Here is a 13,449-nt window from a genome sequence, read left to right on the forward strand (position 1 = left end):
GACGGGCCGAGCAGGTCGACCGGGCCCGAATGAACGGATTCAGTGGTGTGCGCTGCGCGCCGGGGTGTGGCAGGCGTCCGGTTCGGTGGCCGGCACGTCCAGGGCGGGATTGCGATCGAAGAAGCCGTACGGCTTGAGCCAGAACGACACCACGTCGACCGGCATGACCGGCCAGTCCTCGGGCCGGGTGATGTGGTGGATGCCGAACACGTACCACAGCACGACATCAGTGTCGGCGATCGACCGGTCGGCCCGCGTCCACTCCCCCAGGCCCGTGTCGCGCGCCGACTGGTTGACGAATTCGCCTGCCGGCCAGCGCTCGTCGGGCCGGTTCGGAGTCACCCACAGGGTGTGGCCGATGACGTTGGCGCGCGCCAGCACCGGCGAGGACTCATCGAACATCGGCGGGATCGCCCCACCGGGCACCAGCTTGTACGACGGATGGGTGCCCAGCCCGTTGACGACGCCGGTGTTCACCACCTTCCAGCCGCGCTGAGTGGCGAACGAGACGTCCTGCCTGCCCTCCTGCTCGGTGCGCAGCGGAACGTCGCGGGTCACCAGCGACAGCCCGTAGGGATTGTCTGGCCCGACCGGTTCGGCGTGCGATTCGGTCATGTAGACGGTGTTGTCGGGTCCGTCGACGTCGAGGTCCAGGCGGGCGACCAGGAAGTGCTGGTGGAACGGGGCGTAGGTGCGCTCGTCGACCAGGGTGCCGTTGGGATGCGGCGCGCCGGGTGCGAGCGGCGTGGTGACCATGATGCCGGTGGCCCGGACCTCGCACTCGATGTTGCCGTCCTGGTACAGCCGCCAGTAGACCAGGTACTCGTAGTTGGCGACCGTGACGTGGAACGACATGGTCAGCCGCCGCATCCGGCGCACCTCGGCGCCGGCATGGTGGTCGACGTGCTTCCACAGCACCGCGTCGTCTTCCTCGTGAATGCAGATCGCGTTGCGGATCGTGTACGGCTCGCCCCTGCTGTTGTGCAGAACCGCGTCGAGGTAGCGGATCTCGCCGAGACAGTCGCAGCCCAGTTCCAGCGAGGTGGTCATGAAGCCCAGACCCCACTCGCCGATGTCGAAGGCGGTGCGCCGGTAATGATCCGGGGACGGGTCACGGTAGGGCACCACCATCTCGGCGAACGACAATCGGTGCGCCACCGAGCGGTCGCGGTCGCCGTCGCGGTAACGCAAGGTGTGCAGCGTCATGCCCTCGCGGTGGTTGAAACCGATGCGCACCGACCAGTTCTGCCATGCGAGCAGGTGACCGTCGAGGGTGAACGACGGTCCCTCGGGCTGGGTGATGTGCAGCGGGTGCAGCGGTTCCCGCCGCGACGCCGCCCGGATCCGCTCCGGAATGTGGTGGGGCACATACTCACCCATCACGTCGGGCATGGTGGCCTCACCGGACGAGAAGGGCCCGTCGTCTTCGACGGTGAGCAGCGCCATCGCGTTGAGGTCGACCACGCAGTGCAGTCCGCTGACCAGATGCGCGTACGGGTTGGCGCCCGGCGCGTTCTTGTACCAGATGTCCGACCAGCCCAACCGGCGGTCGCGGTACTCGGCCGGGGCGACCACGTCCCCGTAGGTCCAGGTGTCGATGAACACGTTGTCGATGTCGGTGATGCCGCGGCGGTGCAGCGCGGCGAGCACGTCGGGATGCGCACGCAGCATCGCGTCGCATTCGGTGAACTCGTCGACGGTGAAGTTCGGCTGCACGCCCGGGATGTGGGTGAACGACTCGACGTGGTCGCCGGTCAGTGACACCACCGCCTTGTAGGTGGCGTTGCGGGCCCGGTCCAGGCAGGTGGCGGTCGCCCGTCGGGCCGGGCGGGTGCCGTCACGCTCGAAGGCGGCCAGCTCGTCCTTGTCCGGTTCGGCCAGTTCGATCGACGTGAGGCGCCAGCCGTCGGCCACGCCGTGCGCGCGGCGCAGCCCCGCAGCGACCGCGGTGAACTCGGCGGCCGTCAACGGGTCGAGGGGATGCGGCACGTCGCTACGCAATCACATCGCGGTGGGCCGCGCAGCCGATCGGCTCAGCGGGCCGCCAGCGTGAAACCCTCCCACGCGGTGCGCCGGTCGGCGTCGGGGTCGAACTCCAGTCGCGGCTTGCGGTCGAACACGCGGACCGCCCGGTGGTCGGCGCGGTAGGCGGGCCAGTCGTCGCCGGGTTCGCCGGTGTGGCTGAACGCCCGCCACCGCCGCTGCACGTCGTTGCTCACCTTCAGCGCCGAGCGGCGGTCCGCGGCGGCGGTCAGCAGCGACCCGAACCGGCTGCGGTAGACGTCGAACACCGCGAACAGTTCGGTGGCGTGGGTGGCGCCGAGCCCCGACCAGCGCAGCGTGCGCGGCGCGTAGTCGTAGCGGTACACGTAGACGGGGGCGTGGCGGGAGTGTGCCTCGGCGATCTGCCACGTCGCGGTGCCGAACGCGAAGTCCCCGCCCAACCGCACGCACGCCGAGGAACTCGGGTAGCCCGGGTAGGCGGCGGTGATCCGCTCCCGGCGCTCGGCGTCGGAATCGGCGAGCAGCATCTCGATCATCGGTTCGGACATCGGCAGCAGCGGCAGGAACCGGGTGAACAGCCGACCCTCCTCGGCGTTGTTGCCGACGATCAGCGGAACCCGGTGCGCGGAACCCGCCGCCATCGCCTCCACCGGGTCCACCGGAAGGTAGTCGGTGCCGGACGTCGGGCCGACGGGAAATGCGCCGGGCAGGTCGTCCTGCATACCGCGGCTGAGGAGCCTGTCCAGGGCGCGCACCAGCTCCGACGGGCGGGCGGCCATCAATGCGGCGGCGCCGTCCTGCGGGCGGGCACCGAGCAACCCGGCGAAATGTTCGGCGAACACCTTGGCGGCGTCGGCCGACCGGACCATCCCGCTGGCCGGGCTCTCGGCGATGGCCCGCGCGAACAGGCCACCGGCCTGCGGCACCGCCAGCAGGGTGGCCACCGCATGCGCGCCGGCGCTCTCACCGAAGATCGTGACGTTGTCCGGATCGCCGCCGAACACCGCGATGTTGTCGCGCACCCAGCGCAGGGCCATGACCAGGTCGCGCAGGTACAGGTTGCCGTCGATCGGGTGCTCCGGCGTCGACAGCGCCGACAGATCCATGCAGCCCAGCGCGCCGAGCCGGTAGTTCACGGAGACGAACACACATCCGCGGCGCGCCATCGCCGCACCGTCGTAGATCGGGGTGGCCGAGCTGCCGAGGATGTACCCGCCGCCGTGGATGAAGAACATCACCGGCATCGGGCCCTCGGGCGGGTGCTCCGGCGCGACCACGTTGAGCGTCAGGCAGTCCTCGCTCATCGACTGGTGTTTGCCGACGCCGAGCAGCGTGTACTTGGGGTCCTGCGGCGAGCAGTAACCGACGCTGTGGCAGTAGCGCACCCCCGGCCACGGCTCGGCCGGCCGCGGCGCCCGCAACCGCAGCCGCCCCACCGGCGGGCGGGCGTAGGGCACGGCACGCCAGCGGTGGACGCCGTCCTGGGTGAAGCCCTCGATCGTGCCGGTGCTGATGTTCGCGCGGACGATGCGTTCGTGCATCACCCGACGGTAGCGAATCCGTTGCCGTGGACCGCGCCTGACCGGCGGTCGCGTGTCGGCCCGCTAGCCTGGCCGACATGCGGATCGCTGTGCTCATCGCGGCGTCTGTGCTGGTCGCGGGTTGTTCAGACGCGGTGGACGGGCAGGCACAACGCCCGGAACCGACGCTGTCGGCACCGTCGGGCACGACGCGCCCGTCACCGTCACCGTCCCCGACCACCACCCCGCCGGCGGGCCCACCAGCCGGGCAGGCGCCGGTCGCGGAGGTGATCCGCTGGGTCGAGGCGGGAGCGCCGGCCGCGGCCGACGGCTTCCACACCGTCAGCCGCGACGGCATCAGCACCGACCTGGGCGAGGAAATCGCGTTCACCACACCGTCGGGCACCTCGAGGTGCATGACCGACCGCAGGGCCGAGGGCGCCCTGACGTGCCTGGTCGAGCTGACCGACCCGCCCCCGCGTCCGGCCGACGTCTACGGCGAGTGGAAGGGAGGCTGGGTGGACTATCCGGGCGCCAGCCTCGACGTGGGTTCGGCGCACGGCGATCCCGGGCCGTTCTCCGACGGCTTCGGTGCCGAACTCCCGTACGGGCACACCCTGGCCTTCGGTGACTACCGGTGCCGCACCGATCCGGCGGGCCTGTTCTGCGTGAACTACGCCCACCAGTCGGCGGCCCGGTTCAGCGACGCCGGCGTCGTCACCTTCGGCTGCCTCGAGCAACAACCGCCGGCGCCGGGGATCGGGCTGCGGTTCAGCTGCTGAGGCGGCGTCACCCGGCCGAGCGGGCCCGCTCCCGCGCCCGGCGGGGATAGATCTGCGTCATGCCCACCGCGCCGACGGTGACGATGACGGGAATGACGTAGTTGGTCCAGTCCTTGGTGTGCGGGAGGTGCGCGGCGAGCAGGCCGAGGACCGCGATGAGCGCGAACACCAGCGCCCACATCAGGGTCAGCACCTGGTTGACGCGCCGGAACAGGGGCAACTCGGAGTCCCGCTGGGGCACCGACTCCCGGGCGTACTGCTCGGTGAACGGCACAAAGGCCAGCGAGGCCAGGCACATGACGGCCAGCACGCCGCTGGACAGCGTGGTGGCGTAGGTGTCCATCCAGTCCCGGTCGGCCGCGCCGACCATCATCGCCGCCGTCGTGACGCCGAAGAAGAACACGATGGTCACCACGTCGAGTAGGCGCGGGCCGCCGCGGCCGATCGAGATGCCGAGGATCACCGCGGAGAACACCGCGCACAACGCGCCGAACTTCCACGTGCTGGGCCCGTCGGCCACCACCCAGTACACGATCCACGGGACGAAGCCGACGAACGGACTGCGGTCGAACCACTCATCCATGACATCCGCAGCGTACGCGCCGCCTCAGTCGGCGATGCCTTTCTGTCTGAGGATCGGTAACACTCCCTCGGCGAACCAGTACGCCTCCTCCAGATGGGGATAACCCGACAGGATGAAGTCGTCGAATCCCAGCGAGTGGTATTCGTGGATGAGGCCGGCCACCTCCTCGTGGCTACCGACCAGTGCGGTGCCTGCGCCACCGCGGACCAGCCCGACCCCGGCCCACAGGTTCGGGTAGATCTCGAGCCGGTCGATCCGGCCACCGTGCAGGGCGGTCATTCTTCGCTGCCCTTCGGATTGCGAACTGCCATGCAACTCAGTTGCTTTGGCGATCTGCTCGGGTGACAACCCGGCGAGCAGCTCCTCGGCCACCGCCCACGCCGCCGCCGAGGTGTCACGGGTGATGGTGTGCAGCCGAATGCCGAAGCGCACGGTCCGGTGCCGTTCGGTGGCCAGCGCCTTCACGCGGTCGATTTTCGCGGCCGCGGCCTGTGGCGGCTCACCCCAGGTCAGGTAGACGTCGGCATACCGGGCGGCGACCGGGAGCGCGGCCGCCGACGATCCGCCGAAGTAGATGGGCGGCAACGGGTCCGGCGGAGCAGACACCCGCGCCTCGGCGACGCGATAGTGATCGCCGGTGTAGTCGAGGCTCTCCTGGCGCCACAGTGAGGTGACGATGTGCAGGAACTCGTCGGTGCGCGCGTACCGCTCGTCGTGGTCCAGCCAGTCGCCGAAGCGGCGCTGTTCGACGTCGTCGCCGCCGCTGACGATGTTGAGCATCAGCCGGCCGTCGGAGAACCGTTGCAGTGTCGCGGCCTGCTGGGCGGCGAGGGTGGGCGGCACCAGGCCGGGCCGGAACGCGACGAGAAAATTCAGCCGTTCGGTCTCGGACAGCAGCGCGGCGGTGGTCAACCAGGCGTCCTCGCACCAGGTTCCGGTCGGGGTCAGCACACCCTTGTAGCCGAGGCGGTCGGCCGCGCGGGCGACCTCGGCGAGATAGCGGCGAGTGGGCGCGCGGTGGTTGGCGGGCAACGACTGCTGCGCCGAGGCGTGCGAGGACCCGACGATCGACCGGCTGTCACCGGCGGTCGGCAGGAACCAGAAGAACTCGGCACGCGGTGCGCGCGCTTCGCCGTCCAGCAGCGGCGCGGTGAGGTGGGACGGAACAGACATGTCACTCCTGGTTGCGGTCGATGTTCAGCGGTGCCAGGGCCGCCCGGTAGCGGCGGTCGACCCAGCGGGAGAAGTCCGGCGCCGACGCGATCTGCGCCGACTCGGCGAACAGATCCGCCATCTCCTGTTCGGAGGCGATGAGGCCGTCGGACAGGTCGGTCGGCAACCGCAGGCTGCGCTCCTGGGCGCGGGCGGCGACCTCGGGGTCGAGACCGACGTCCGAGGCGTAGCGCGCGGCCCATTCCTGCGGGTGATCGTGCGCCCACCGCACCGCCTCGGCGTAGCGCACCAGCAGGTCGCTCAGGGCGGTGTTGCGCCGCGGATCGGCCAGCGCCTGGTCCGCGGCCACGCCGAACCCCGCACCGTTGGTGACTCCGGTCGCCCGGGCGATGCTGCGCACCGGCAGCTCCACTTCCGCCTGGGCGGTGTACGGATCCCACACCGCCCACACGTCGACCCGGCGCTGAGTGAACGCCGACAGCGCGTCGGCCGGCTGCAAAAAGACCAGCTGCACGTCGGACGGGCGCAGTCCGGCGCGCGACAGCTGGACCAGGATGTGGCCGTGCGCGGAGCTGCCCTTGGCGACAGCGATGCTGCGCCCACGCAGGTCGCCGACCGAGCGCCACGGCGCATCGGCATGTACCAGCACCTGATCGCCGAAGCCGCCGCCGTCGTAGGCCGACACCACCTTGACCTTGGCGTTGGATGCGGCCCCGAAGATCGGCGGGGTGTTGCCGGTGATGGCGAAGTCGATCCGCCCCGCCGTGGCCGCCTCGATCTGCGGCGGCCCGGAGGTGAACGTCGAGAACTCGACGCGGTAGGGCAGATCGTCGAGCGCGCCGGCGGCCCGCAACAGCGCCTGGGTGCCGCCCTTCTGGTCACCGATCCGCAGCGTGAGGTCGGCCAGTTCGGAGAGCGGGACGCTCTCCGGCGCCTGTTGCGCCCCGCTTTCCGCGGAGCGGGTGACGCAGCCGGTGAGCCAGGCCGCCACTGTCAGGGCGATGACCCACAGGGTCAGGGTCCGGCGGATCCAGGGCACGGCAACTCCTCGTCGGTCGTCGAATGGCTGAAGTCGGGTCACACCGAGACGCCGAGCCGGTCGAGCAACTCGCGGCGGTGGCGGACCGTATGCGCCGACGGGTCTTCGGGTGGGCGGCGCGGATCCACGATCGCCACGGTGTGCACCACCCGCCCGGCCTCGAGCACCAGCACCCGGTCGGCCAGCGCCACCGCCTCGTCGACGTCGTGGGTGACCAGCAGCACCCCGAATGCGTGTTCACGCCACAACGTCAGCAACAGTGCGCGCATGCTCAACCGCGTCAGGGCATCCAGCGCGCCGAAGGGTTCGTCGAGCAACAACAGCTGCGGCTCGGCGACCAGAGCGCGGGCCAGCGAAACGCGTTGCGCCTGACCGCCGGACAGCGTGAGCGGCCAGGCCTCGGCGCGGTCGGCCAGCCCCACGTCGGCCAGCGCACGTTCGGCCCGGCTGCGGGCCTCGCTACGGCTCACCGGGCGACGGGTCAACCCGTACTCGACGTTGGTGCGCACGTCGCGCCACGGGAACAGGCGGGGCTCCTGGAAGGCGAGTGCGGGAGCGCCGGCCACGGTCCGTTCACCGGTGTGGTCGGCAGCCAGGCCGGCGAGCACCCGCAGCACCGTGGACTTCCCCGATCCGCTGCGGCCGATCAGCGCGACGATCTCGCCGCGGCCGACCTCGAGTGAGACGTCAATCAGCACCTGGTGGTGGCCGTACCACTTGTCGACGTGGCGCAGTGTCGCGGCGGTGCCGGTCCGCGACAGCGGTGGCGTGGTCAGGGTCATGTGCGGTACCTCAGGGCTCGGCGTTCCAGGAGCCGGACGACGGCGTCGGTGCCGATGCCCAGCAGGGCGTACACGATGAGGCCGAAGATGATCACGTCGATGCGAAGGAAATCGCGCGCGTTGTTGATCAGGAAGCCGATCCCCCGGTCGGCGTTGATCTGTTCGGCGACGATCAGCGTCAGCCAGGCGATGGCCAGGGACTGACGCAGGCCGACCAGCACCTGCGGGGCGGCGCTCGGGACGATGACGGTGGTGAACCGCTGCCGGAACGAGAAGCCGAGCACCCTGGCGGTCTCGAACAGCTTGGGATCGACCTGGCGGATCGCGGAGAAGGTGTTGAGGTAGAGGGGGAAGCTCACCCCGAGCGCCACCAGCAGCACCTTCGGCAGTTCACCGATGCCGAACCACAGGATGAACAGCGGGATGAGCCCCAGGTGGGGCAGCGCGCGAAGCATCTGCATTGACGGGTCGAGGGTCGCCTCGACCCAGCGGGACAAACCCACCGCGGTGCCGAGGGCGACACCGGCCACGCCGCCCAGCAGGAGGCCCTCGGCGACCCGGATACCGGACACGGCGAGCGCATCGGCCAGTTGACCGTTGCCGAGCAGTTCGATCCCGGCTTCGGCGATCAGCGACGGCGCGGGCAGCACGTCCTCCGGGATGAGCCGAAGCGCGCTGCCGAGTTGCCAGAGGCCGAGCAGCATCAGCGGCGAGACGAGCCTGATCAGCGTCCACGTGTGCTGCCCTCGCCCGTTGTCGACCGGCGCGCCGAGCGGTGCCGGCGGTTTGGGAACGGCGGAGGTGGTCACAGTGCGGGAACGCTACGGACGCCCACGGCGGTGGTGAAGAATTCGGCTCGCGATGACGGGAACGGTGCCCGACACCAGCGGGCCCCGCCGGCGCGAAGGCGCCGGCGGGGCCGTGGGTCAGGTTTGCCTAACCGGGCGGCAGCCGGAAGTTGCCGTCGACGATGACCGCCTCCACGGGCTGGCCGTTGATGGTGGCCCCCCACTTGCCGTTGGGCCGCTCCTGCAGTTCACTCGCGGGGCGCAGCAGCCGCCGGTTGCGCACCTCGGCGCGGAACTGCGCGTCCTTGAGCTGCTGGCGTTCGAACTCGCCGAATTCGTCGGCGTCGCCGCCGAATCCACCGAACTGGACGCCGACCGCCGACCCGTTGGGCCGCACCACCCACGACTCGCGGACCCCGTCGAGGGCGGCGGTGTACATGCCGGCGGGGGCCGGCACCTCGGCGGCGGTGAACGTGTAGGTGACGCCGTCCATTGTCAGGTCTCCGCGCACCTCGTCACCGGCGAAGTTCGCCTTGAGGGTGTCGCGGAACTTCGACGTGACGTCGATCGCCCCGTCGGTCTGCGTGCCGAAGAACCAGGCTTCGTCGTCGGAGCCGTTGCACGCGTATGCGGCGATGTTCTGTCCCTCCACCGCGACGCCGATGGTCATGGTGCGGCCGTCCTTCTCCATGTCGGCGATGTACTTCGCCGACTGCGGGACCGGTGCGGGTTGCGCCGCGGTGGTGGTCGGCGCACCCGAGGCGGTGGCCGACGTGGTGGACTCGGTCGACGAGCCGCCGGAGCAGGCCGACAGCGTGCCGAAGGCGCAGAGCGCGCTGACGCCGACGAGCAGGGTGCGGGTGTGCTTTCTCATGTGACCAGCATGGATCGGGAGTGGCGGCGGCACATGAAGATTGCGTGGAGATTGCGTGGAGACGTGCCGCTGGAGTTGCGGCCCGGCTCCTTTTAGTCGCACAGGAAGGCGTCCACCTCGCCGCAGAACACCTGCCACGCCGGTTCGGTGGCGGTGAGCAGGTGGTTGTTGCTGTCCAGCGCGACCAGTCGCGCGGCGGGGATCAGCGCCGCGAGCTCCTCACCGAAGCGCATCGGCACCCGGTGGTCGTCGCGGGAGTGCAGGACGAGGGTGGGACAGCGCACCCGCTCGGCTTCGTCGCGCACATCGATGCGGCCGAACTCGGTCAGGAAGCGCACCGCGTTCTCCGGTGAGGTGGTGCGCCGCTGCAGCTGGTCGAATGCGGCCCAGTCGGCGCGGGTGCCGTCGGGCAGGAACTGGGCGGCGAACACCTGCCGGAACGCCGGGTCGTCGCGCCCCCACCCCACCCGGGCGAGCTCGAGATCCAGTGCTGCAGCGCGCTTTTCGTCGTCACCGACGGCCCGGACCGCGCGGCCCCGCGCGTAGGCGCCGCACAGCACCAGCCGGCTCACCCGGTCGGGATGGCGCGCGGCGTAGGCCACCGCCACCGCCCCGCCCTGCGACACCCCCAGCAGCGGGAACCGCTCCAGGCCCAGCGCCTCCACCACCGATTCGAGATCGGCCACCCAGGCGTCGAAAGTGACGTCGGAGACCTCCCAGTCGGACAGGCCGCAGCCGCGTTCGTCGTAGCGGATGAACGTGTGGCGGCGGCACAGGTCGCGCACCCAGTGCCGCCACACCGGGCTCTCGATGTCGTATCCGAGGTGGGTCATCCAGTTCGCGGCCCGCACCAGCGGGGGTCCGGCGCCGCACACCGAATAGGCCAGCCGCACACCGTCGGCGGCCCGGCAGAACGCGATGTGCTGGCTCGGTGGCGCGGGTTCGGGCTCGGGCGCGGGGACCGGTGGGGCGTCGTCGGCCAGCGTGCCGACGAACTGGTAGCCGCGGCCGCGCACGGTGCGGATGTAGCGCTGGGACTCGCCGTCGTCGCCGAGCGCACGGCGGACGGCCTTGATCCGGCTGGTCAGCGCGGCCTCACCGACGAAGCGCCCGCCCCACACGGTGTCGAACAGTTCTTCCTTGCTGACAAACCGGTCGTGATGGGTCACCAGCTGGGTGAGCACGTCGAACACCTGTGGTTCGACCTTGATGATGGCCGCGCCACAACGCAATTCGTAGCGCTGCGTGTCGAGGACGAAGTCGTCGAACCGCCATACGCCCCGGCGCGCCACGCCGGTGGCCGGGTTCGATTCGGGTGGCGACACGGACAAGGGCGGCATCCCTCTCGGCGGACGGTCGCCTCATGGTAAGGCCTCACGGCCTCGCTCACAGCGTGTCCGCAGCCGCTGCCTCAGCCCGTGGTGAGCAGGTGATTCTCGGTGACGGCCTTCATCGCCAGCGTGCGGTAGCCGTAGTCCTCGAACAACACCGTGATGCGGTCGGTGTCCCCGCCGATCACCACGCCGCTCCCCCACTGCTTGTGGGACACCGCGGTGTTCACCGGGATGGCCGGCGGCTCACCGCTGGACTGCACTTCAGCTTCCGTGCCGTCCTGCGCGGCGTCGTGCACGGCGCGGCAGCGGTCGCAGTTACCGCACGGGCCGTCCAGCGGTTGGCCGAAATAGCTCAGCAGGAACTGCCGACGGCAGTCCCTGGATTCGGCGTATCCGCGCATCATCTCGACCCGGCTGCGGTCGATGCGCTCGCGCATCTCCACCACCTCGACCGCCCCGTCGACGGCGTCGGCGGTCGCGCGGCCCGACGACACGAAACCCTTCTTGGTCGAGGTGACGGCGTCGGCCTGTTCGAGCAGGTTGATCGCATTGGTCAGCTTGCGCCCGCGGGTGTCGAGTTCGCCCTGCAACTCCTTGAGGCGCTTCGGCGTCTCGGTGTCCAGCGCCTTGTAGACCGTCTCGATCAGCTCGGGATCGGGGCGGTGCGTGGTGAAGAAGCGGGCCAAGCCGAGGTCCTCGGCACGGTAGAACAGCAGCGCGAGCGCATCCTCACCGTCGCGGCCGGCCCGTCCGATCTGCTGGTAGTACGAGTCGAGCGAATCGGGCACCGAGGCGTGGGCGACGAAGCGGACGTTGGGTTTGTCGATGCCCATCCCGAACGCCGACGTCGCCGCCACCACGTCGTAGTCGTCGTTGCGGAACCCTTCGTGCACGGTTTCACGGTCCGCGGCACTCAGCCCGGCGTGGTAGACCGCCGCGCGGATGCCGCGCTCCCCGAGCGCCTCGGCGTAGCGTTCGGCGTCCTTGCGGGTCGCGGTGTACAGCAGTCCGGGCCGGGGCAGCTCGGCCACGGTGTCCACCACCGCAGCGCGTTTGTCACCGTCGCGCAGGTATTGGCGGGCTTCGAGCGTCAGGTTGGGCCGGTCGAAATCGCCGACCACCATCAGCGGGTCGCGCAGCCGCAACCGTTCGGCGATCTCCCGGCGCACCACCACCGACGCCGTCGCGGTCAGCGCGACCACCGGCGCCGAGCTGTCGAGCCGCGCGAAGGCATCCGCCAGCCGCAGGTAGTCGGGCCGGAAGTCGTGCCCCCACGCCGATACGCAGTGCGCTTCGTCGACCACGATCAGCGACACCGTCAGCTCGGCCAGCCGGGCCACCACGTCGTCGTTGGCGAGCTGCTCGGGCGAGACGAACAGGTAGTCGGCCTCGTGACTGCGCACCGCCTCCCAGTTGTCCTCGGTCTCGGTGGACCGCTGCTGGGAGTGGATCGCGACGGCGTCGGGCGCCCGGGTGTCGGCGAGGCCGGCGATCTGATCCTGCTGCAGCGCGATCAGCGGAGAGACCACCAGCGTCGCTCCGTCGAGCAGGACGTCGGGCACCTGATAGATCGCCGATTTCCCGGAACCGGTCGGCAGCACCGTTAGGACGTCGCGTCCGGACATGATCGCCTGCATCGCCTCGAGCTGTTCAGGGTGCAGTTCGTCCCAGCCGAACACCCGGCGGGCGGTGCGGCACAGTTCGTCCGCGACCCCATCTTGTCTGACCACCGCGTCCAGTTACCCGGGCCGCGGGCCGGAAAACCTACCGCCAGCCGTCGGCGGCCTTGGCCGCGCGCAGCAGCGCATCGCACAGCGCGCGCAGTTCCTCGGCGCCGGCGCCCTCCTCGACCGCCGTCGCGACGTCCTCGGCGGCGCAGCGCACCTCGAACACCCGGTCGGAGAGCTGGGTGGCCTCCTCGGCGGTCAGCACCACCGCATCCGGGGACAACGACGTGCCCTTGACCATCGCCCGCTGTTCGTAGGCGCGTTGCCGGCAGGATTGCCTGCAGTACTGGCGGCGGCGGCCCATCCCCGCGTCGTCGACCTCGCGTCCGCACCAGCGGCACGGCTGGGCCTTGGCGCGTCGTCTGCTGGCGGTCTCCACGGACTTCGACTGTAGACGGCCGCACCGACGGAGCCCGGTATCATGAAGGGTCGAGTCGGGAACTGTCGCGGGCCTTGCCGCGTTGATAAATCCGGCAAGTTTCGCTGATTGAGGAGTGATGACGATGGCTGATCGCGTCCTGAGAGGCAGTCGCCTCGGAGCCGTGAGCTACGAGACCGACCGCAACCACGACCTGGCCCCCCGTCAGGTCGCTCGCTACCGCACCGACAACGGTGAGGAATTCGACGTCCCGTTCGCCGACGACGCCGAGATCCCCGGCACCTGGCTGTGCCGCAACGGGATGGAAGGCACCCTGATCGAGGGCGACGTGCCGGAGCCCAAGAAGGTCAAGCCGCCGCGCACCCATTGGGACATGCTGCTGGAGCGTCGCTCGGTCGACGAGCTCGAGGAGCTGCTCAAGGAGCGTTTGGACCTGATCAAGGCCAAGCGCCGCGGCAACTGAC

Annotated in this window: 13 protein-coding genes; 2 read left to right on the forward strand and 11 right to left on the reverse strand. The window is 70.3% G+C overall.

Features of this window, described 5'->3' with window-relative positions:
* Window positions 1–39: 39 nt before the first annotated feature.
* Both E4P42_RS08615 and E4P42_RS08620 read right to left on the reverse strand, forming a co-directional pair.
* The gene (locus E4P42_RS08615) at window positions 40–1,989 is read right to left on the reverse strand and encodes a primary-amine oxidase (RefSeq protein WP_135125088.1); all 1,950 of its coding nucleotides are present in this window, start codon (window positions 1,987–1,989) and stop codon (window positions 40–42) included.
* Window positions 1,990–2,033: 44 nt separating this feature from the next.
* Window positions 2,034–3,545, reverse strand: coding sequence for a carboxylesterase/lipase family protein (locus E4P42_RS08620; protein ID WP_135125091.1), 1,512 nt, complete (start codon window positions 3,543–3,545; stop codon window positions 2,034–2,036).
* A 77-nt stretch (window positions 3,546–3,622) separates the two neighbouring features.
* Between E4P42_RS08620 and E4P42_RS08625 the strand changes: the two genes are divergently transcribed.
* Window positions 3,623–4,306 carry a hypothetical protein gene (locus tag E4P42_RS08625; RefSeq protein WP_135125093.1) on the forward strand — a complete coding sequence of 228 codons (684 nt, stop codon included), beginning with the start codon at window positions 3,623–3,625 and terminating at the stop codon, window positions 4,304–4,306.
* A 7-nt stretch (window positions 4,307–4,313) separates the two neighbouring features.
* Here the strand turns inward: E4P42_RS08625 and E4P42_RS08630 are convergent, their stop codons facing one another.
* The 9 genes from E4P42_RS08630 to E4P42_RS08670 all read right to left on the reverse strand — a co-directional run bounded on the left by E4P42_RS08630 (window position 4,314) and on the right by E4P42_RS08670 (window position 12,985).
* Window positions 4,314–4,889, reverse strand: coding sequence for a hypothetical protein (locus tag E4P42_RS08630; RefSeq protein WP_135125095.1), 576 nt, complete (start codon window positions 4,887–4,889; stop codon window positions 4,314–4,316).
* A 24-nt stretch (window positions 4,890–4,913) separates the two neighbouring features.
* Window positions 4,914–6,062 carry an LLM class flavin-dependent oxidoreductase gene (locus E4P42_RS08635; RefSeq protein ID WP_135125098.1) on the reverse strand — a complete coding sequence of 383 codons (1,149 nt, stop codon included), beginning with the start codon at window positions 6,060–6,062 and terminating at the stop codon, window positions 4,914–4,916.
* Window position 6,063: 1 nt separating this feature from the next.
* Window positions 6,064–7,092 carry an ABC transporter substrate-binding protein gene (locus E4P42_RS08640; RefSeq protein WP_135125269.1) on the reverse strand — a complete coding sequence of 343 codons (1,029 nt, stop codon included), beginning with the start codon at window positions 7,090–7,092 and terminating at the stop codon, window positions 6,064–6,066.
* Between the two features lie 47 nt (window positions 7,093–7,139).
* Window positions 7,140–7,883, reverse strand: a complete 744-nt coding sequence (locus E4P42_RS08645; RefSeq protein WP_135125100.1) for an ABC transporter ATP-binding protein — start codon at window positions 7,881–7,883, stop codon at window positions 7,140–7,142.
* Window positions 7,880–8,692, reverse strand: a complete 813-nt coding sequence (locus E4P42_RS08650; RefSeq protein ID WP_371287003.1) for an ABC transporter permease — start codon at window positions 8,690–8,692, stop codon at window positions 7,880–7,882. Before E4P42_RS08650 ends, E4P42_RS08645 begins: the two co-directional genes overlap by 4 nt.
* A 127-nt stretch (window positions 8,693–8,819) precedes the next feature.
* A complete protein-coding gene (locus E4P42_RS08655) occupies window positions 8,820–9,545 on the reverse strand; it encodes a hypothetical protein (protein WP_135125102.1) in 726 nt (241 codons plus the stop codon).
* Between the two features lie 92 nt (window positions 9,546–9,637).
* The gene (locus tag E4P42_RS08660) at window positions 9,638–10,876 is read right to left on the reverse strand and encodes an alpha/beta fold hydrolase (RefSeq protein ID WP_167759408.1); all 1,239 of its coding nucleotides are present in this window, start codon (window positions 10,874–10,876) and stop codon (window positions 9,638–9,640) included.
* 80 nt (window positions 10,877–10,956) lie between these two features.
* A complete protein-coding gene (locus tag E4P42_RS08665; protein ID WP_245233944.1) occupies window positions 10,957–12,609 on the reverse strand; it encodes an ATP-dependent DNA helicase RecQ in 1,653 nt (550 codons plus the stop codon).
* Between the two features lie 34 nt (window positions 12,610–12,643).
* Complete coding sequence (locus E4P42_RS08670) at window positions 12,644–12,985, reverse strand: hypothetical protein (protein WP_135125107.1); 342 nt, start codon at window positions 12,983–12,985, stop codon at window positions 12,644–12,646.
* 124 nt (window positions 12,986–13,109) lie between these two features.
* On the opposite strand from E4P42_RS08670, the gene rbpA reads away from it, so the two are divergent.
* On the forward strand, window positions 13,110–13,448 hold the full coding sequence (rbpA, locus tag E4P42_RS08675) for an RNA polymerase-binding protein RbpA (RefSeq protein ID WP_135125109.1): 339 nt from the start codon (window positions 13,110–13,112) through the stop codon (window positions 13,446–13,448).
* The last annotated feature ends 1 nt before the right edge of the window (window position 13,449 follow it).

It is taken from the genome of Mycobacterium sp. PS03-16 (assembly GCF_004570325.1).
Classification (GTDB): Bacteria; Actinomycetota; Actinomycetes; order Mycobacteriales; family Mycobacteriaceae; genus Mycobacterium.

What these genes read in the sequence shown, in the direction of transcription:
- E4P42_RS08635 (WP_135125098.1), bottom strand. Translation starts at nt 6,062, where the DNA reads ATGTCTGTTCCGTCCCACCTCACCGCGCCGCTGCTGGACGGCGAAGCG.
- E4P42_RS08645 (WP_135125100.1), bottom strand. Translation starts at nt 7,883, where the DNA reads ATGACCCTGACCACGCCACCGCTGTCGCGGACCGGCACCGCCGCGACA.
- E4P42_RS08620 (WP_135125091.1), bottom strand. Translation starts at nt 3,545, where the DNA reads ATGCACGAACGCATCGTCCGCGCGAACATCAGCACCGGCACGATCGAG.
- E4P42_RS08625 (WP_135125093.1), top strand. Translation starts at nt 3,623, where the DNA reads ATGCGGATCGCTGTGCTCATCGCGGCGTCTGTGCTGGTCGCGGGTTGT.
- rbpA (WP_135125109.1), top strand. Translation starts at nt 13,110, where the DNA reads ATGGCTGATCGCGTCCTGAGAGGCAGTCGCCTCGGAGCCGTGAGCTAC.
- E4P42_RS08630 (WP_135125095.1), bottom strand. Translation starts at nt 4,889, where the DNA reads ATGGATGAGTGGTTCGACCGCAGTCCGTTCGTCGGCTTCGTCCCGTGG.
- E4P42_RS08655 (WP_135125102.1), bottom strand. Translation starts at nt 9,545, where the DNA reads ATGAGAAAGCACACCCGCACCCTGCTCGTCGGCGTCAGCGCGCTCTGC.